The organism is Pseudomonas sp. P110(2024), assembly GCF_057480795.1.
In genome coordinates this window covers 338354-357453 of the sequence record NZ_JBLIYT010000005.1, presented here as the reverse complement: position 1 = coordinate 357453, position 19100 = coordinate 338354, and the positions used below count along the sequence as shown (strand labels likewise).

At 62.3% G+C, this 19100-nt stretch carries 19 protein-coding genes and 1 pseudogene; 11 read left to right on the top strand and 9 right to left on the bottom strand.

Going from position 1 to position 19100, the window contains the following annotated elements:
* Positions 1-471 (bottom strand): annotated as a pseudogene (locus AC25ND_RS10585) (IS3-like element ISPen2 family transposase); the annotation flags it as partial.
* Between the two features lie 357 nt (positions 472-828).
* Between AC25ND_RS10585 and AC25ND_RS10580 the strand changes: the two are divergent.
* From AC25ND_RS10580 to AC25ND_RS10560, 5 genes are all read left to right on the top strand, one after another.
* On the top strand, positions 829-1989 hold the full coding sequence (locus AC25ND_RS10580) for a hypothetical protein (protein WP_486976292.1): 1161 nt from the start codon (positions 829-831) through the stop codon (positions 1987-1989).
* A complete protein-coding gene (locus AC25ND_RS10575) occupies positions 1986-2582 on the top strand; it encodes a hypothetical protein (protein WP_236180776.1) in 597 nt (198 codons plus the stop codon). The genes AC25ND_RS10580 and AC25ND_RS10575 overlap by 4 nt, the downstream gene beginning before the upstream one ends.
* Positions 2583-2923: 341 nt before the next feature.
* A complete protein-coding gene (locus AC25ND_RS10570) occupies positions 2924-3256 on the top strand; it encodes a hypothetical protein (RefSeq protein ID WP_088853032.1) in 333 nt (110 codons plus the stop codon).
* A gap of 398 nt (positions 3257-3654) precedes the next feature.
* Entirely contained in the window at positions 3655-3918 is a 264-nt protein-coding gene (locus AC25ND_RS10565) for a hypothetical protein (RefSeq protein WP_236180774.1), read from the top strand.
* 27 nt (positions 3919-3945) lie between these two features.
* A complete protein-coding gene (locus AC25ND_RS10560; protein WP_062360275.1) occupies positions 3946-4218 on the top strand; it encodes a DUF3077 domain-containing protein in 273 nt (90 codons plus the stop codon).
* Positions 4219-4278: 60 nt separating this feature from the next.
* Here the strand turns inward: AC25ND_RS10560 and AC25ND_RS10555 are convergent, their stop codons facing one another.
* The 3 genes from AC25ND_RS10555 to AC25ND_RS10545 form a co-directional block, all read right to left on the bottom strand.
* Complete coding sequence (locus tag AC25ND_RS10555) at positions 4279-4836, bottom strand: RNA 2'-phosphotransferase (protein WP_062360273.1); 558 nt, start codon at positions 4834-4836, stop codon at positions 4279-4281.
* A 123-nt stretch (positions 4837-4959) separates the two neighbouring features.
* Complete coding sequence (locus AC25ND_RS10550) at positions 4960-5850, bottom strand: dihydrodipicolinate synthase family protein (protein WP_186595833.1); 891 nt, start codon at positions 5848-5850, stop codon at positions 4960-4962.
* A 33-nt stretch (positions 5851-5883) separates the two neighbouring features.
* The gene (locus tag AC25ND_RS10545; protein WP_186595835.1) at positions 5884-6666 is read right to left on the bottom strand and encodes an aldolase; all 783 of its coding nucleotides are present in this window, start codon (positions 6664-6666) and stop codon (positions 5884-5886) included.
* 154 nt (positions 6667-6820) lie between these two features.
* On the opposite strand from AC25ND_RS10545, the gene AC25ND_RS10540 reads away from it, so the two are divergent.
* The gene (locus AC25ND_RS10540; protein ID WP_182323884.1) at positions 6821-7363 is read left to right on the top strand and encodes a helix-turn-helix domain-containing protein; all 543 of its coding nucleotides are present in this window, start codon (positions 6821-6823) and stop codon (positions 7361-7363) included.
* A 10-nt stretch (positions 7364-7373) separates the two neighbouring features.
* Positions 7374-8150 (top strand): AraC family transcriptional regulator, encoded by a 777-nt coding sequence (locus tag AC25ND_RS10535; RefSeq protein ID WP_028691518.1) that lies wholly within the window; start codon positions 7374-7376, stop codon positions 8148-8150.
* Positions 8151-8159: 9 nt separating this feature from the next.
* On the opposite strand, the gene AC25ND_RS10530 is transcribed toward AC25ND_RS10535, so the two are convergent.
* Entirely contained in the window at positions 8160-8741 is a 582-nt protein-coding gene (locus AC25ND_RS10530; protein WP_186595837.1) for a LysE family translocator, read from the bottom strand.
* Between the two features lie 260 nt (positions 8742-9001).
* Between AC25ND_RS10530 and AC25ND_RS10525 the strand changes: the two genes are divergently transcribed.
* Positions 9002-10573 (top strand): TerC family protein, encoded by a 1572-nt coding sequence (locus AC25ND_RS10525; RefSeq protein WP_028691516.1) that lies wholly within the window; start codon positions 9002-9004, stop codon positions 10571-10573.
* Here the strand turns inward: AC25ND_RS10525 and rarD are convergent.
* Positions 10536-11423 carry an EamA family transporter RarD gene (gene rarD / locus AC25ND_RS10520; protein WP_062360263.1) on the bottom strand — a complete coding sequence of 296 codons (888 nt, stop codon included), beginning with the start codon at positions 11421-11423 and terminating at the stop codon, positions 10536-10538. The two genes, AC25ND_RS10525 and rarD, sit on opposite strands and share 38 nt — an antisense overlap.
* A 34-nt stretch (positions 11424-11457) precedes the next feature.
* Positions 11458-13053 carry an EAL domain-containing protein gene (locus AC25ND_RS10515; RefSeq protein WP_186595839.1) on the bottom strand — a complete coding sequence of 532 codons (1596 nt, stop codon included), beginning with the start codon at positions 13051-13053 and terminating at the stop codon, positions 11458-11460.
* Positions 13054-13367: 314 nt separating this feature from the next.
* Between AC25ND_RS10515 and hppD the strand changes: the two genes are divergently transcribed.
* Entirely contained in the window at positions 13368-14444 is a 1077-nt protein-coding gene (hppD, locus tag AC25ND_RS10510) for a 4-hydroxyphenylpyruvate dioxygenase (protein ID WP_028691513.1), read from the top strand.
* Between the two features lie 85 nt (positions 14445-14529).
* On the opposite strand, the gene AC25ND_RS10505 is transcribed toward hppD, so the two are convergent.
* On the bottom strand, positions 14530-15216 hold the full coding sequence (locus AC25ND_RS10505; protein WP_028691512.1) for a type 1 glutamine amidotransferase domain-containing protein: 687 nt from the start codon (positions 15214-15216) through the stop codon (positions 14530-14532).
* 145 nt (positions 15217-15361) lie between these two features.
* Between AC25ND_RS10505 and AC25ND_RS10500 the strand changes: the two genes are divergently transcribed.
* Together AC25ND_RS10500 and AC25ND_RS10495 are read left to right on the top strand one after the other, a co-directional pair.
* Positions 15362-15811: a nucleoside deaminase gene (locus tag AC25ND_RS10500; RefSeq protein ID WP_186595842.1), complete on the top strand. Its 450-nt coding sequence runs from the start codon at positions 15362-15364 to the stop codon at positions 15809-15811.
* Positions 15771-17861, top strand: a complete 2091-nt coding sequence (locus AC25ND_RS10495) for a hybrid sensor histidine kinase/response regulator (RefSeq protein WP_236180770.1) — start codon at positions 15771-15773, stop codon at positions 17859-17861. The genes AC25ND_RS10500 and AC25ND_RS10495 overlap by 41 nt, the downstream gene beginning before the upstream one ends.
* An 8-nt stretch (positions 17862-17869) precedes the next feature.
* On the opposite strand, the gene AC25ND_RS10490 is transcribed toward AC25ND_RS10495, so the two are convergent.
* Complete coding sequence (locus AC25ND_RS10490; protein WP_186595844.1) at positions 17870-18925, bottom strand: tetratricopeptide repeat protein; 1056 nt, start codon at positions 18923-18925, stop codon at positions 17870-17872.
* Between the last annotated feature and the right edge of the window lie 175 nt (positions 18926-19100).

Sequence of the window (19100 nt, the reverse complement as noted above, 5' to 3'; positions counted from 1 at the left end):
TGCGATAGCCATACACGCCTCCGCTTTCTAACCAGGCATGCTTGATCAAGCCAAGCAGGCGTTGATCTTCTTTGGCTCGGGCAGATTGAGGCTCGGCCAACCAAGCGTAGTAGCCGCTGGGATGCACCTTGAGGGTTTGGCAAAGGCGACGCACTGGGTAATCCGTCGAGTGCTTGTTGATGAAGGCGTACTTCAGCCGCACTCCTTGGCAAAGTACGCGGCGGCCTTCTTTAAGATGTCTCGCTCTTCTGTCACCCGCTTGAGTTCAGCGCGTAGCTTGCGCAGTTCAGCCTGCTGATCATTGTCTTGCTGACGCTGCTCTTGGGGCTTGCTGTAGACCTTGATCCAAGCGTAAAGGCTGTGCACGGACATGCCCAGGCGCTGGGCGACCTCGGCGACAGGTTTGCCTTTTTCGGTCACTTGCTTGACCGCTTCGATCTTGAATTCTTCGGGGTAACGCTGACGACTCATGGCACCTCCTATTTGGGCCTCATTATGAGGCTTGGAGGTGTCTACGAAACCAGGGGCGATTCAGTGTGATCGCCTGGATAGTAAAGTTCTTCCGATTTTCTGGAATTGGAAGAGTGTCAGGTCAATGAGGGGTATGTCTGATGAGATGTTTGATGAGATGTTGCTTTCGCACATGAGGCTTGCGGGGTATAGGGTATAAAGAGAAAAGAAGAGAAAAGGGGCGGAGAAAAGGGGGCGGATTTATTTTTACTAATCTAATTTCTGCCTTTGTATGACCAAGACGGCGACGAAGCTTGATGCTGAAGATATTAGTAAGGACGTCTAGCGCTGGAATCGGGGTAAGTCGAAATTTAGAGTGTGAATAATAAATCTGTCCCCTTTTTACAGAAGGGCAAGGGGGCCGACTACTACCAGAAGAACCTGAACTTCGGCAAGGTCGACCTGGGCGCTGACGCCGTCGGTGCGAGCAAAGGCATTGGCGACGCCCTGGGTGGTTTCCTCAAGGATCTTGCCGGGCTGGCCGAAGGGTTGGTCAAACAGCCTGAGCGCACCACGACCGGCATTCTGCATCAACTGATCAGCTCGGCCAGCAATCCCCAGGACGTCGTCAAGTCGTTCCTGCAGGCCAAGCAGGATGCGGAGGTCAAGTCAAGCCTGCTGCGTCTGCAGGGCAAGCCCGAGGAAGCGGCAAGGGTCGAGATGGACTGGCAGATGCAGTTCTACATGAACTTCGTCGCGGTCAATCGAGTGGCCAAGCTGGGGCAGGTCGCCAGGATGCTGGCCGCCAGCGAGGAGGCGGCGAAGGCGGGCACCATGGTCGGTGCGGGCGCTGCAACTCGAGAGGTGGCCGGGTTACCTGCCTGGTATCGCGATGCCAGTGGGGTTGGCGCCAATGTAGCCAAGCTGGATGGATACCAGACCGTATTCAACAGCAGGACGGGCAGCTTTGAATACCTTGCTTCGGACGGGAAGCTTTACTTCCACACCGAATCAGGGCTCAAGCCGAAGGTGGGAGGTAATCTAGCTGAGTTGGCGACGGCGGAAAGGGATATCATTGCATCCAGGCCAAGCGTCGAAGGATCCAAAGTAGAGACGCCAGGAAAAGAGAAATATTTTAGAGTTGAGGGTGGTGGAGCGGGCACAGCAACAAGCCAGTACCGTATTACCGCAAACTCTGATGGAAGTATCAGTATAAATCCGGGCTGTGCTGGCCAGCTTTGTGTTAGCGTCGGAAATGCAGATCATGCAACTTATTATTTGACAAACAAGCGTCCTGATGGTTCTGTGGTGGTGTTTGATGTGGACGCTAAGCTTCATAAAGAAATAATGGAAAAGGCAGTTCCTCAAAGGCCGGTGCCCGGTGTCCCACGGGACCCGTCAGCACCTAAGGTTGTGGACCCTAGTAAGCCGGGTACTGCGCTGGAACTACCGAGAATGTGGGAGGCGCTGCTTGAGAGAGGTTCAAGTAATGCCAGGGTATACACACAGTCGGAGTTCTTGAAGGAGTTTAATAAATGATATTTAGTCCAGAATTGCTAGAGGATCTTTGGAATGGTGAAAAAAGCATATGTTTATTCATTCTTGAGGGGCGGTTTTATTGGGTTCTAGATTATAAGTACAATTTTACTCTTGATGCCGAAAAAGATTATGCGGCTTATCTTCGGCGGGGCGATATAACCAAAGAGCAATATGTGCAGGCGTGTAGAGAATTTAGGGGTGGCACTCTAAGACTGACGGCAGATAATTTTTTGCAGTATGTGAGTTGGCTTGAAGCCGGCGTTTTGTTGAGTGAGGATTTTGATAGGATTTTCGATGTAGAGGGGTGCGATGTAAGAGCTTTGTTCAAAAAGATTGAGGATTATTATGTGTCAGGCGAGGGGTTGGATTCGGAGGCGTACTATTATGCAGGGCAGGTAGCTGCAAGGCTGCCAATGTTTTATGTTAATTTTGATAGAAAGATCTATCTGCACATGGATGCGGGGAGGTCGCATGAGGATCTTGTGTATCCTGATTGGCATGCGGAGTGTTTGGACTTTAGCTTTCTGATACCGGATGCAGAGCGATATTGGGTTAAGTTTGGCGATTTTTGGAAATTCAGGTTTGTGCAGTGAGGGTTTGGGGCAAAAGGGGATAGATTTATTTGTTCTAATTTAATCTATTCTGTTGCATGGCCTAGACGACGGCGAAGCCTGGTGCTTAAGGTCTCGGTGAGGAGGTTGAGCGCTGGAGGCGGGGCGCGCTGAAGTTAGGGTGTGGAAGTTAAATCTCCCCTTTTGAAATTCAGGGCTGTCAAGAACTATCTCTGGCGATCATTGGGGAGCGAAAAGGGACCGATTTATTTTTTCTACTCTAATTTCTGCCTTTGCACGGCCAAGACGGCGACGAAGCTTGATGCTGAAGATGTTAGTGAGGACTTCTAGCGCTAACCCAATACGCCACCGGTAAAAGAATAATGATTACTGAAGACCTAGCCATTGTTAAAGAGCTTTTCTCGATACTCGATCAAGGTATTGTTGACGGCTATGACGCGTTTCAGTACGAGGTCAAAGTAGGAGATGGCTGGGTTGAGACACAGCTCACGGCTGAGCGAAATGGCGTTGAGATCATGGATGTTGAAACGGACTTCAATAACGCGGTGATCTTCAAGCTGGTAAAGCAACTGCGACAAAGCGGCGCCCAGCGAGGGGACCACTGGACGGCATTCACCTTGTCCTATCGACGTGGGGGACAGGTCAGGACCATTTTCAGCTATGGCACGAGCGAGTTGCTCGACTCGGAGGTGTGATCAGGGAGCCGTGCAGTGGGCGGATCGATACGTGTGTCTTACACGCGGACCTGCAAAAACTGTCGTCTTTTCCGGGTTTCGATAGCCAGTATTGGCCTCAGTGAGTCGGAATTTCCTTATTCCTTGTAGTCCATTTCCGAAGCATGCTTTTACCGCCTTTCAGCCCTTGCTCCAGGTCAACTCGCCTTCTAGTCTCGGCCTGCCGCTGCCAATTCAGCGGTCGGTTTTGACAGACCGTAGACGTTGCCCTCGTAGGTTTGCTTTCATGGCGGCTGTGCGTGTGGGCACCCCGTGTGCGCCGAGTGCCAACGTCTCGGTCTGTCAACCCGCGTACAGCTGCCACCCTCTTGTTTGACAGCAAAGTGCGGCGGCTCCATTTCATACGTTGGAGTCAAGACATGCTGAAGATTGTCCCCGATCCACCTTCCTCCCAGGATCACGCCCACTTCCTCGAAGACACCCTGGTACGCGCCATCGAGTACGCCTTCTGCGCGCTCACGGTGGCCAACCAGGCTGTCCAGCTCAAGCCCCGGTCGCCCGGCGCGATCCTGATGCTGGCCGCCGCCCACGAGATGGAGGCGGTGCGCACGTTACTCGAGTCCGCCCCGACCCAGGTACAGTACTCGGCCCAAGCGCCGGGCGAGCCCCGCACGCTGCACTAGCCGACGACGTTCTCAGGGAGATCGATCATGACCACAGACGATGGCAAGACCCCGCTCACGCCGGGCAAGACCCGTTTTTATCAGGGCGAGGGCAAGGATGCCCAGCCGCTGTTCTGCATCGAGCCCGGCATTCCTTGCCAGCACGCTCGCGAGCAGGCGTCGGAGTTGATGGACTATGTGCGGCACCTGACCTTGGTCGGGGTGATGGATGAAGATCCGCGGATGGTCTGGGCGGCGCATTACCTCAGTGCGTTGGCCAAGGCGCTGATGGATGATGCGGAGCTTGGGATGGCGCATTAGTCCCAGGCTCCCACAGGGGGACAGCTCCCTGCGCGACAGCGTGGCCCGACGGGCTGGGGCTTACTTCTCTGCTTGGCGTGACAAATGGGCCGGCGGCACCTGGTCTACCAGCCAGACACCGTTGTCGGCTTGATAGAACACCGTTCCCGCTGCGCACATGGCCTGGGTATCGACCGTGAGCAGCACCGGCTGACCATAGCGCTTGCCCACCGCCAGCGCGGTCTGCGGGTCCTCGCTCAGGTGCACATGATGACGGCTGCCGGGGATCAGGCCCTGGGCTTCGATGGAGGCCAGGAAGCGGCTGGCGGTGCCGTGGTAGAGCAGGGCGGGTGGTGTCTTGGCTACATGGCGCACTTCGACCTGGGCGCTGCTGTGGCCTTGGGCAGCGCGGATGCGGCGGCCATCGTCGGATAGGGTGAAACGGCGCTTGTCATTGGTCTCGACCACTTCGCGCAGGGCATGCAGGTCGAAGGCGTGGCCTTGCCGGCCGGCGCCGTGGATCAGCGCGTCGACATCGGCCCAGCCGTCGCGATCGAGGGACAGGTCGATGGATTCGGGGGCGTGGCGCAACACGTAGCTGAGGAACTTGCTGAGGGTGTCGCGTTGTTTCTGGTTCACTGGAAAGGTCCTTTTCCATGGCTTCTGGTCGTTTGGGTCGGGGGCATTCTCCGGGTTCGGGGCCGAGTTCTCAAGTGTGTGGATGACCTGTGGGAGTGGACTCCCACAGGTACGCCGCTGATGTCAGCCCTGACGCAAGGCGTCGAGCAGCGCCTTCAGCTGGCCGCGACCCTGGGCATCCAGCCCGAACACCGGCCGCCGTGGCTCGCCCACCGGCAGCCCGGTCATCTCCAGGCCAGCCTTGATGGTCGCCGGCAAGCCCCCCTTGAGGATGAAGTCGAGCAACGGCAGTTGGCGGTAGAACAGCGCCTTGGCCTGCTCCAGTTCACCGGCCTGCACCGCCTGGTACAGCCGCAGGTTCAGTTCGGGAATCAGGTTGGCCGCCGCCGTGCACCAGCCCGTGGCGCCCGCCACGAAGGCCTCCAGCGCCAGCGGGTTGCAGCCGTTGTAGAACGGCACTTGGCCCTCGCCAAGCAAGTGCAGCTTGTGCATGCGCTGGATGTCGCCGGTGCTCTCCTTGACCATGGTCACGTTGTCGACTTCGCGCACGATACGCAGGATCAGCTCCACCGGCATGTCGGTGCCGCTGGTGGCCGGGTTGTTGTAGAGCATGATCGGGATGTCGATGGCCGCGCCAATGGCGCGGTAGTGCTGGAGGATCTCGGCTTCGCTGAGCTTCCAGTACGCGGCCGGCAGCACCATCACCGCGTCGGCGCCGTGCTTCTGGGCGAAGCGGGCGCGGCGCACGGCGCCGGCGGTGGTCAGGTCGGAGACGCTGACGATGCTCGGCACGCGCTTGGCGATGCGCTCCAGGCTGTACTGGGCGACCTGCTGCCATTCGCTGTCGCTCAGGTAGGCGCCTTCGCCGGTGCTGCCCAGCGGGGCGATGGCGTGGGAACCGCCTGCGATCAGTCGATCGATGGACTGCCCCAGCGCGGGCAGGTCGAGCTGCTGGCCGTCGGCGCTGAACGGGGTGATGGTGTAGCCGATGATGCCGTGGAATTGATTGGTCATTGTGCAAGGCTCCGCAAGCAAGGCGTAGAGGGATCAGTTCAGGCAATCGGCGTGGCTGCGCAGAGCCTGCCGGGCGTAATAGTTGAAGGCGGCGCCGTGGCGCTTGGGCCGGTCGATCCAGTCGTGGGCGTCGCGGCCGAGCTCCGGGGCGATCGGCTTGATGGTGCCGGCGGCCATCGCCAGCAGTTGCAGGCGCGCGGCGCGCTCAATCAGCTGGGCGTAGACGCAGGCCTGCTCGATACTGGTGCCGGTGGACAGCTGGCCATGGTGCGAGAGCAGGATGGCGCGCTTGTCGCCCAGGGCGGCGCTGATGATCTCGCCTTCCTCGTTGCCCACCGGCACGCCCGGCCAGGCTTCGAGAAACGCGCAGTCCTCGTACAGCGGGCACAGGTCCATGTGCGAGACCTGCAGTGGCACTTCGAGCATCGACAGCGCGGCGACATGGGTCGGGTGGGTGTGGATGATGCAGTTGACGTCGGGGCGGGCGCGGTACACCCAGCTGTGGAAGCGGTTGGCCGGGTTGGGCATGCCCTGGCCTTCGAGCACTTCGAGGTCTTCGTTGACCAGCAGCAGGTTGCCGGCGGTGATTTCGTCGAAGCCCAGGCCCAGTTGCTGGGTGTAGAAGGTGCCTGGCTGCGGGCCGCGGGCGCTGATCTGCCCGGCCAGGCCAGAGTCGTGGCCGTGGTCGAAGAGAATTCGGCAGGTCAGGGCCAGCTTTTCGCGCACAGTCCACGTATTATCGGCAAGCGAGCCTTGCATCTGTGTCAGTGCCTTTTGCACCAGCTGGTCTTTGCTGAGGGTAAGGGTGTTGGCCATGGGGAGCTTTCCTCTGTGGCGTGATGACGGATGTCAGGGCTGGCTCGCCCCCGAGCTTTGGACGGTGAGGGGGTGAGCCATAAGATGACACAAATAATCCTATATGACACAAAGTGTCATAAGCAAGTGCGTTTGTTCGGGAAACCCGCGTCACATGTCTATCCGACTGAAACTGCTGAGAAAGAAACTGGGCATTACCCTTGAGCAGCTGGCCGACAAGTCCGGCATGACCAAGAGCTACCTGTCCAAGGTCGAGCGCGGCCTCAACACGCCGTCGATCGCCGCCGCGCTGAAGCTGGCGCGGGCGCTGAACGTCAATGTCGAGGAGCTGTTCGACGGCGAGCACGACGGCCAGGCGCGCTACAGCCTGGTACGCCGCGGCGAACGCCAGGCGCTGGTGGGTGGCGGCGAGGGGCCGGGGTATGCGGTGCTGACTTCGCAGGTCGGCCAGCGCAGCCTGCTGCCGTTCCTGATCCAGCCGCCGACCGCGTTCAGCGACCCGACCTTCAAGGAGCACGAAGGCGAGGAGTTTTTGTTCGTCCACGAGGGGCAGGTGGAGGTGGACTTCATGAGCGAGCGGGTGCTGCTGCAGGCGGGCGACGCCCTGCATTTCAATGCCCAGACCCCGCACCGCCTGCGCTCGGTCGGCGAGCACCAGGCGCAGTTGCTGGTGGTGGTGCAGGGCGGCGAAGGGTGAGGGCGGGGCGATGATCGAGGTCTCGCGGTTCTGGCGTGATCCGGCATTGCCCTTCGTCGAGGCCCGACGCGTGGGGGACGGCCGCCAGGTGTGCTACGCCGCCCATTCCCACGAAAGTTTCTCCATCGGCGTGATCACCGGCGGGCGCAGCACCTACCTGACCGGCAACGCCCGACACGAGGTGGCGGCGGGGACCACGGTGCTGATGAACCCGGGGGTGGTGCACACCTGCAACCCGGTCCAGGGCGAACCCTGGTCGTACCTGATGCTGTTCGTCGACATGCCCTGGCTGCTGGCGCGAGGTTTTGCGCTGCCCTCGGCGACCTTGAGCACATCGGCGGCGCTGTATGGGCAGTTGCTGGCGCTGTTCGCCGGGCTGTTCGAGCCCGGCAACGAACGCCGGGAGGCGCAGCTGGAGGCGTTCTTCAAGGGCTTGCCGCAGCTTTTGGAGGCCGACGCGGGCGGCCAGCCCGCAGGCCATCCACGCCTTGAGCTTGCCGCCGCGTTCATCCGTGCCCATCGCCTCGACCCGCTGACAGTGGAGGACATCTGCGCCGCGGCGGGGCTGTCGCGGGCCTATTTGATCCGCGCGTTCGGCAAGCGCTTCGGCCTGACACCCCATGGCTATCTGCTCGACCAGCGGGTGCAGCATGCCCGGGCGCTACTGCGCGCTGGCAGGCCGATCGCCGAGGTGGCGCTGGAGGCGGGGTTCGCCGACCAGGCGCACCTGCAGCGGGCCTTCAAGCGTCACCTGGCGACCACGCCGGGGCACTATCGCAATGGCTGAAAGCCAGGATCACACCATCAGGTACAACGCACTCGCCACCAGCAACCCCGCCAGCACCCGATTGAGCAGGCGCATCCGCCACGGCTCGCCCAGATACTGGCGGATCATGCTGCCGGCCCAGGCCCAGCAGGCCACCGAGACGAAGCAGATCGGCCCGTAGATCCAGGTGAACAGCCACAGCAACTGCTGCTCGCCGCCGGTATAGGCGCCGATACCGGCGACCGCCGCCAGCCAGGCCTTGGGGCTCAGCCACTGCATGGCCGCGCCGTGCCAGGCGCTGGGCGCCTGCCGGGTATCGGCGGTGCCCAGTGCGCCATCGTCGCTGGCCAGTTTCCAGGCCATGTACAGCAGAAACAGCACGCCACCCCAGTGCAGCAGCCGCCCCAGCAATGGCCAGCGCAGCAACAGCTCGTGCACGCCCAGCCCCACCAGCACCAGCAGCAGGCAGAAACCCAGCGTGGCACCGGCCACATGCCCGATGCTGGCCAGCAGGCCGTGGCGCGCGCCACTGCCGAGGGCGACGATGTTGACCGGGCCGGGGGAGATGGAGGCGGCCAGGGCGAAGGCCGCCATGGATAAGGTCAGGCTCATTGAAGGTTTCCTTGAACGGGGAAGGTGTGGTCATCCTGGCCGAGCCTGTGACGAGTGTATTGAACAAAAATGCCCCGCCACACCTGTTACAGCTTTTGTAATAGTTTTGCGCTATCAGAGAAATCTGCTTCGATTGTAGGATCGACTTCCCTATTTTCTATCAAGGTCTATATGAGCACCTTCGCGGAGCCCCCCAGTCCCTGGCCATCCCGGCCTTCCTTCCCCCGTCCTTGTGACGCCGCCCTCGTGAGTACCCGCTAATGGAATGGCTAGCCGACCCCACGGCCTGGCTGGGCCTGTTGACGCTTATCGTCCTCGAGCTGGTGCTGGGTATCGACAACCTGGTGTTCATCGCCATCCTCGCCGACAAACTGCCACCCCATCAGCGCGATCGCGCCCGGGTGATCGGCCTGTCGTTGGCGCTGATCATGCGCCTGGGCCTGTTGGCCAGCATTTCGTGGATGGTGACCCTTACCGCGCCGCTGATCGACGTGTTCGGCAAGACCTTCTCCGGCCGTGACCTGATCATGCTGTTCGGTGGTGTGTTCCTGTTGTTCAAGGCCACCATGGAGCTGCACGAGCGTCTGGAGGGCCATGTCGCCCAGAGCGGCGGCGTTACCCGTCACGCGGCGTTCTGGCCGATCGTCGCGCAGATCGTGGTGCTCGACGCGGTGTTCTCGCTGGACGCGGTGATCACCGCCGTGGGCATGGTCGAGCAGTTATCGGTGATGATGATCGCGGTGATCTTCTCCATCGGTATCATGATCGTCGCCAGCAAGCCGCTGACCCGCTTCGTCAACGAACACCCGACAGTGATCATGCTGTGCCTGGGCTTCCTGATGATGATCGGCTTCAGCCTGACTGCCGAGGGCCTGGGCTTCCATATCCCGAAAGGCTACCTGTACGCGGCCATCGGCTTCTCGCTGCTGATCGAGCTGTTCAACCAGCTGGCCCGTGCTCGCCGCAAGCGCAGCCTGCATCAGCACCGGCCATTGCGTGAGCGCACGGCCCACGCGGTGCTGCGCCTGATGGGCGGACGCCGGGTAGAAGCCGACGAGGTGGGCGAGGAGATCGCCGACCTGGTGGCCGGTGGCGACGAGCAGGTGGTGTTCGATCGCCGTGAGCGGGTGATGATCAGCGGTGTGCTCAACCTGGCCGAGCGGCCGATCCGCACGGTGATGACGGTGCGGGCCAAGGTCGATGCCATCGACCTGTCGCAGCCGGCCGAGGCGATCACCCAGATGCTGGTCAACTCGTCCTACTCGCGCCTGCCGCTGATTCGCGACGGGCGCATCGAGGAACCGCTGGGCTACGTGCACAAGAAGGAGCTGCTCAAGGAACTGCTGGCCGGCAACCAGCCGGCGCTGGAGCACCTGGCGCGGGCACCGTTGAACCTGCTGGAGAGCTTCAGCATTCTCAATGCCCTGGAGCAGATGCGCGCCCAGTCCACCCACATCGCCTTCGTGGTCAACGAATTCGGTGACTTCACCGGGGTGTTGACCATGACCGACATCCTCGAGTCGATTGCCGGTGAACTGCCGGATGCGAGCGAAGTTGAAGGGCCAGGCGTGGTGGAGGAGGCAGGCGGCTTCGTGGTCAGTGGCGCTCTTAACCTGGCCCAGGTTCAGTCGCGCACCGGCTTCGCCGCCCGCGCCACCGAGGACTACCAGACCCTGGCGGGCCTGGTGATGAGCCTGCTGGACCGCCTGCCGGTGGTGGGCGATCAGCTGGCCTGGAACGGCTGGACCATGACCGTGGTGGCGGTGGAGGAGCGTCGGGTGCGCCAGGTACGTCTTACACCGAACGCCGACGCTGACGCAGCAGGTGCTTGATGCCTTCGAGCACCAGCACCAGCACGGCGGCCCAGATCGGCAGGTAGGTCAGCCACTGGTCGGGGCCGATGGTCTCGCCCAGCAGCAGGGCCACGCCCACCAGCAGCACCGGCTCGACGTAGCTGAGCAGGCCGAACAGGCTGAACGGCAACAGGCGGCTGGCCAGCACGTAGGCGATCAGGGCGCAGGCGCTGATCGCCCCGAGCAGCGGGATCAGCCCGTACAGGCCCGGGTGCTCGGCGAGGTCCGTCGCCGACAGCGGGCCCTGGATCACGAAGTACAGGGCCCAGGGCAGCAGCAGGCACATGTCGCACCACAGCCCGCCCAGGTGGTCGGTGCGGCAGCGCCGTCTGAGGACGAAGTAGATCGGGTAGCCGATCATCACCAGCAGGGTTTCCCAGGCGAAGCTGCCGTGCTGGTAGAGCTCGTGGCCAACCCCCAGCGTGGCAAAGCCCACCGCGACCTTCTGCAGGCGCGACAGGCGCTCGCCATACACCAGCCGTCCGGTCAGCACCATGGCCAGCGGCAGCAGGAAATACCCCATCGACACTTCCAGGCTGCGCCCGTGCAGCGGCGCCCAGAGGAACAACCACAGCTGCACGCCCATCAGCCACGAGGTGCCAACCATGCCGAGCAGCAGCAGCGGTGTGCGCCGCACCCGACCGAGCAACTCACCGACCCGATTCCAGTCCTTCGAGACCAGCATGAACAGCGTCAGGCAGGGCAGGGTCAGGAGGGTCCGCCAGCCAAAGATCTCCTCGCCGTCCAGGGGCTTGAGGAAGGAGGTATAGAAGTACATCACGGCGAACAGACAGGACGCCATGACCGACGAAAGAATGCCTTTTGACACGAATGCCTCGGAAAACGGGAAGTGAGCGGGTGGATCAGCCGCGCATGATCTCAGGGGCGTTGCCCGGCGGCAACTGCGGGCTGCCCGGCCGGGCGGCCAGGGCCAGCAGCAGTTCGCCGGCGGGCATCGGTCGGGCAAACAGGTAGCCCTGCTGGAAATCCACCCCGTGGCGTGCCAGGTAGTCGCGCTGCACCTCGGTCTCCACGCCTTCGGCGACGATCCCCAGGCCCAGCTTGGCCGAGAGCTCGATGATGGTGTCGAGGATGTGCTGGGACAGGGCGTCGCCGCCGATCATGGCGACGAAGCTCTGGTCGATCTTCAGGTAGTCGACCTGGAACTGGCGCAGGTAGTTGAGGCTGGACTGGCCTGTGCCGAAGTCGTCCAGGGCGATCATCACGCCCATGACGTGCAGCTTTTCGAACAACTCAAGCGTCACCGGGGTCGGCTCGATCAGCTTGCGTTCGGTCAGCTCCAGGGTCAGCACCACGCGCCCGGGTGGGAAGTGCTGGAGGAAGGTCTGGCAGTCGTCAAGCAGGCGCAGGTCGCGGCAATGGTCGGCGGTGATATTGATGCCGATGTGGAAGCCGTCCTCCAGCAGGGCCGCATGCGGGGCCAGGGCCTGGGCGGTATGCAGCATAAGGGCACGGGTCATGGCGACGATCTGGCCGCTGTGTTCGGCGTAGGGGATGAACAGATCGGGGCGCACCAGCCCTTCGCGGGGATGCTGCCAGCGCATCAACACTTCGATACCGGCCCAGCGGTAGTCGCCCTTGCGCACCACCGGCTGGAAATACGGAACGAATTCGTCAGCCTCCAGGGCCCGCTCCAGCTCGCCAAGGGGTGAGCTGGCGCGGCGGATCTGCCAGCGGCAGGCTGCGCCGGCCGCGACGCCGAGCACCAGCAACAGGCTGAGCAGGGCGGGGTAGCGCGAGCGCATGAGCGCGGCCTGCGTGCCTTCTTCGTAGCCGGCGTGCACATCGAACGGATAACGGGTGGACGCATACTGCGTGGCGGCGGAGGCAGCGCGCGGTGGCTTGCCGTCATGAACCTGGCCATCGCTGCCCATCCAGTGATTGCCGACATGCACCTTCACCAGGTTGTCGGCGCCGATCAGGTGGAGCGCGGTGAGCAGATGGCGGCCATCCACCGTGGTGATCGCGCCCCTGTCGCCACGGCCTTCCTGGCTGATCCGATAGACCAGCAGGGCATGTCCCGGGGTGACCGAGTTGCCGTTCATCAGCCACAGCTGGCCATTGGTATAGTCCTTGGCATCCACCGGCTCGTCGAAGTCGCCGTACAGCGAGGTGCAGTACAGCCGATCATGATCGAACAGGTTGGTCGAACGCACGAAGGCGTTGCGCGTCACCTCGATGCGCAGTGCCAGTTGCACCTGGTCACAGGGCAGGCCCGCCTTGGGCAGAAGCTCATGGGCGGCGGTGGACAGGCTGTCGAGGATCTCCTCGACATGGATGCCCACTTCGCGGGCCGTGGCCAGGCTGCTGGCTTGCAGTTCCTGTTCCGTCTGCCAGCGCATCACCACCAGCCCGCACAGCAGCGGCAGCACGCCGATGCCCCAGGGCAGCAGGGCGCGCCAGCTCCAGCGGGCGGGGCGTTTGGCGGTCAGGGGCATGTGCGGGCGAACCTTCTGCGAGGCGACAAGATGCTGTTGAGAATAGCCGTTTGTCGGAACAATCTGCGAACTAAAGCGCGACAAACAAATTTACGCCCTGTAGAATCGATTTACGAATACAACAATAAGGTTCTCCGCCTCCCGGGGAATCAAGCCCGCCGAGAATGGGTCCATATGACATACCATGGGTTCAAGCTGATCATTGGTGACTTCCTGGCCCGCAGCGTGCGCGGGATCCCCTGCTCACCACCACGCCATCTCCACATCCAAAGCCTGTAATCAACCGTTTTTCGCTTATAGATGAGGACACCCACATGGCAGATATCTTCGACAACCCGATGGGCCTGGAAGGCTTCGAATTCATCGAGCTCGCTTCGCCAACCCCCGGCGTGCTGGAGCCGGTATTCCAGATTCTCGGTTTCACCAAGGTGGCCAGCCACCGCTCCAAGGATGTGCACCTGTATCGTCAGGGCGGCATCAACCTGATCCTGAACAACGAGCCCAAGAGCATCGCCTCGTATTTCGCCGCCGAGCATGGCCCATCGGTATGCGGCATGGCCTTCCGCGTGCGCAATGCCCATGAAGCCTACGCCCGTGCCCTGGAGCTGGGCGCCCAGCCGGTGGAAATCGAAACCGGCCCAATGGAACTGCGTCTGCCGGCAATCAAGGGGATCGGTGGCGCGCCGCTGTACCTGATCGACCGCTACGAGGAAGGCAGCTCGATCTACGACATCGACTTCAAGTTTATCGAAGGCGTGGACCGCAACCCAGTCGGCGCGGGTCTGAAGATCATCGACCACCTGACCCACAACGTCTATCGCGGGCGCATGGCCTACTGGGCCAACTTCTATGAAAAGCTGTTCAACTTCCGCGAGATCCGCTACTTCGATATCAAGGGTGAGTACACCGGCCTGACCTCCAAGGCGATGACCGCGCCGGACGGCATGATCCGCATTCCGCTCAACGAAGAGTCGTCCAAGGGCGCAGGGCAGATCGAAGAGTTCCTGATGCAGTTCAACGGCGAAGGCATCCAGCACGTGGCTTTCCTCACCGACGACCTGCTCAAGACCTGGGATGCGCTCAAGGGCCTGGGCATGCGCTTCATGACCCCACCGCCGCAGACCTACTACGAGATGCTCGAGGAGCGTCTGCCAGGGCACGGCGAGCCGGTCGACCAGTTGCAGGCCCGCGGCATCCTGCTCGATGGCGCCTCCGAGGCAGGCGACAAGCGTCTGCTGCTGCAGATCTTCTCGGAAACCCTGCTGGGACCGGTGTTCTTCGAGTTCATCCAGCGCAAGGGTGACGACGGCTTCGGTGAGGGTAACTTCAAGGCGTTGTTCGAGTCGATCGAGCGTGATCAGGTGCGTCGCGGCGTGTTGAGCGTCGAATAGGGCCGCAAGACCCACCGCGGGGCATGCCCGCTCCCACACCGTCATGGCGTAGGAGCGGGCATGCCCCGCGATGCTTTTGTGGCGGCTAGCGGTTGCGTAAGTAGCGAACGACCGCCTCGGCCACGTCGGCGGTGGACGCAGGATTCTGCCCGGTGATCAGGCTGCCATCCTCCACCACGAAGGGGGCCCAGGGATCGTCCGCCTTGCTGTACTCACCGCCACGGGCACCCAGCTCGTTTTCGGTCAGGAACGGCACCACCTCGTCCAGTTCCGCCAGTTTCTCCTCAGTGTTGGAGAAACCGGTCACCCTGCGCCCTTTGAGCAGCAGACTGTTGTCGCTGAGCTTGATATTGAGCAGACCGACCACGCCATGGCAGACCGCGGCGACCGCACCGCCGCGCTCATGGATGCGCCGTGCGAGTTCTTGCAGCGGCTGGTTGTCGGGGAAGTCCCACATCACGCCGTGCCCACCGGTGTAGTAAATCGCGCTGTACTGATCGGCTTTCACCTGGCCGGGGCTCAGTGTGGCGCCCAAACGGTTCATGAAAGTCTTGTCGTCGTACCACTGCCAGTCCAGCTCCGGCGCCATGCGCAGGCTGTGCGGGTCGATGGGCACGTAGCCACCCGCGGGGCTTACGTAGTCGACCACAAAGCCCGCCTGCTGCACCTTGTCGACGAAGTGCACGGCCTCGCCCAGCCACAGCCCTGTGGCGCGCGGGATGGAGGGGTACTTGGCAGTATTGGTCAGCACGACCAGGAGCTTCTTGTTCATGTGCGCATGCCCGTCGAATCCATGGGAAAACGGTTGGCCAGCAAGATCTAAAGCCCTTTCAGCATAGCCCTCGCCACGCAATGCGCCACGGTGGCTGGCGCTGTGCTAGTCTCCAGCAAAGCTGACGTATTACCGGGGAGAAACCATGGAACAGGACACTTCCGCTTTCCTGCAGGCTGCCATTGATGAGGCCCGAAAGGGGCTCGAGGAGGGTGGCATCCCGATCGGCTCGGTATTGGTGCACGACGGCAGGATTATCGGCCGCGGACACAATCGCCGGGTGCAAAAAGGCAGCGCCATCCTGCATGGCGAGATGGACGCCCTGGAAAATGCCGGCCGACAGCCGGCTTGGGTGTACCAGGAGTCCACCCTCTATACCACCTTGTCGCCTTGTGCCATGTGCAGCGGCGCTATCCTGCTGTATGGCATCAAGCATGTGGTCATCGGTGAAAACACCACCTTCATGGGTGAGGAGCAACTGCTCGGCAGCCGCGGCGTGCGCCTGGAGGTACATGACGATGAGACTTGCAAGGCGTTGATGCGCCGGTTCATCGATGAAAAACCCGAGCTGTGGGACGAAGATATTGGCCGCTGACTTGAATGTCGCCGGTGGTGATATCCAGGTCATTCACCTGGCGTCTCCGGCGAGCCCTATGGCGATGATGGGGGCTGTCGTTGGCAACTTCGACTGGAGCGCGACATCGCTGGGAGCGCTGACATCCTGGCCGCCTACCCTGCGCGTCGCCGTCGATATGGTGCTGCTGTCGCCGTTTCCCAGTGCGCTGGTCTGGGGCCCGACATTGACGGTCATCCATAATGAACCTTACCAGATCCTGCTTGGCGGTAGCACTGGTCACCAGGGCTGCGCCTTCGACGCGCTCTGGGCGCATAACTGGGAGGACATGGGTGCAGCGGTATTCAAGGCGCTCGAGGGACAGGGCAGCCTGATCGAGGACGCGCTGCTGCCTGTCTATCGAGCAGGCGTCATGACGAAAGTCTGGGTGACGGGTTGTTATTCGCCGATCCGTGACGACCAGGGCCAGGTCGCCGGTTTCCTTCACGCCCTGATCGAGACCACCGCCAGTGTGGAGACCGGTCGTGAATGGCGCGAATTGGCCCTTTCCTTCGAGGCGCGCCTGGATCAGTACCTGAGCGATCCTGAGCATATCTGGCACCTGTCACCCGATGTGATGCTGATGCTCGATGCCGATCTGCGCGTACGTTCGACCAACCCGGCCTGGCAGCGGCTGTTGGGCTGGTGCGGGGCGTCGCATCCGCTGCCGTTGCCCGAATTGTTTCACCCCGCCGACCGTACCGAGGCCCGCTTGGCGCTGACGGCGCTTGTGCAGGGGCAGGGCATGGCGCCGTTTGACGCACGGCTTCGGCACAACGAAGGCCACTATTGCTGGTTCCGCTGGACGGGGGCTGCCGATGCAGCGCTGCCCGCGCTGGTAGGGCGAGACATCACCGAGGACCGCGACGCGGTCCAGCGCTTGGCCGATGCCGCGGTGCGGGACGGCCAGCGCATGGAGAGCGTGGTAAAGCTGGCAGGTGGGTTGGCGCATGAAATGAACAACGTGTTGTCCGGTGTCGGCAGCAGCCTTGAGTTGCTCGAGCGGCGACTGGCGCAGGGGCGGCTGGAGCGTGTCGAGGAGTACGTGCAGATGGCTCGGGAATCTACCCAGCGCGCCATCGGCCTGACCCAAAACCTGCTGGCCTTCGCCCGCAGCCAGCCATTGTCGCCTAATCCGTTGAATATCAACCGCCTGTTGCTGGAGGCGGAGCCGATGCTGCGCCAGACCCTAGGAGCCGAAATGCACCTGGACTGGCAGATGGACGTTGCGCCGTGGCTGTTGCAAGTCGATCCCGACCAGTTGCGCAACGCCCTCCTGCACCTGTGCAGCAATGCTCGCGATGCCTGCCTTGGCAAGGGTAAGGTGACAATCAGGACCTCCAACGAGCGGCTGGCGCTGAACAGTGGGGAGTCGGCCAGCTTGCCGGCAGGTGACTACGTCATGTTACAGATCGAGGACGATGGCCACGGCATGTCGCGCAATGATTTGGCCAGAGCCTTCGAGCCGTTCTTCACCACCAAGTCACTGGGACAGGGAGCCGGCCTTGGGCTGCCCATGGTGCACGGTTTTGTGCACCAGTCGGGGGGACAGGTGTGGATCGAATCCACCTTGGAAGAAGGGACTCGAGTGGTGCTGATGTTTCCTCGCCATACGGGACTGGAGCCTGAGACCGTCGTCCTGGGTGCGTTGCCGTTTCAGGCGCAGGGCATGCGGCTGCTGTTGATCGATGACGAAGTCAATCTGCGTGCTTTGATGAAGGAGGCCCTGCTCGAGTGCGGCTTTGAGGTGTGCGACGTGGCCGATGCCAATGGCGCGCTGACCGAGTTCAGGCGGGGCGCTCCGTTCGACCTGGTGATCACCGATATCGGTTTGCCAGGAGGCTTCAGTGGGCGTCAGGTGGCCAAGGCACTGCGCATGATCAAGCCGGAGCAGAAGATCCTGTTCATCACCGGCTTCACCAGCGACCCGGTCGAGCAGGCATTGCTCGACGAACCGGGCACGGCGTTGATGTTCAAGCCGTTCTCGTTGCAGACGCTGGTCACGCAGGTTCAGCGTATGTTGCAGGCCTGAGGCTGTCGTCAGAGCCCTTGCTGCAGGAACGGATCGTCCGGGTTTTGCCGCTCCAGCTCGGCCAGCAGGACCTGGACATTCTGCAATTGGCCGGTTTCCTTCCAGTACTCGATCAGCAACACCCGAGCCCGGCGGTTGGCCGGCTGGCGACTGAGCACGGTCTCCAGCTGCTTCTGCGCGGCGTCCACCTGCTCTAGCTGGTGCAGGGTGACGGCCAGGGTGTAGCGATAGTCGTTGTTTTCCGGCTCCAATTCGACCGCGCGTGCCAGGGCGAGCAGGGCGTATTCCTGTTGCTCGTGGCGGGTCAGCCACAGCCCCAGTTCATATTGCAGGAACGCCGAGTCCGGGCGCAGTGACAGGGCCTTGGCCAGCACTTCGCGGGAGGCGTCGTGACGGCCTTGCTGTTCCAGCAGGCGTACCTGGGTGGCCAGGGCGTCCAGGCCTTCGGGAGCCACCGCCAGGCTGCGCTGCAGGGCCCGCGTGGCGGACTCGTAGGCTTGCTCATGCATGTACAGCCGGGCCAGGTGAACCTGCGCCGCGGCGTCGTCGGGCTGTTGTTCCAGCGTCTGCTCGTACTGCTCCAGGGCATCCTGCAACGGCCCGAAGTACAAGCCGATGGCGTCGGGGGCGAGGCCGAGCAGGGCGTCGACCGCGGCGAAGCGTACGCTTTGCTCGTCATCTTCCAGGAGCGGGCCCAGCACCAGGCTGCGCTGGGCGGCAGGCAGCAGGCGGTGGATGCTGGCGATGGCGGCACGCCGAACCAGCGGGTCGGCGTGTTCCAAGTCCTGCTGGGCCAGCTTCAGTGCTAGTGGCGACGGATAGTTGGGCAGTTCGGCATACAGCGCGGCGCGTCGGATCGCTGGCAGGTCGTCGCGTTGCAATTGTTGGTAGAGCACCCTGGCGGCGCCCGGCAGGCCGTCATGGGCCTGGCGCAGCGCCTTGCTGTAGCTGTGCGCCGGCAGGCTGGGCACCGCGGGCTGCTGGTCACGCCACAGATAGCCGATCGCGATGGGCAGCATCAGCACAAGCAGCAGGGCGATCAGGAGAAGGTGGCGTCGTTGCATCGGGCGGTCCGTGGGGGCGGTACGGCAGAGCTTGGGGCAGGCGCGGGGTAATTGCAATGTTCGCCCGGCGCTTGATCCTCCTGGCGGCGCGCATCGCCGGCCGGACACCCAGGGCGCCGTATTGTCCCCCCTTCCCATGTCAGCCCGCCTCCCCACGATCCATTAGCGTTCCGAG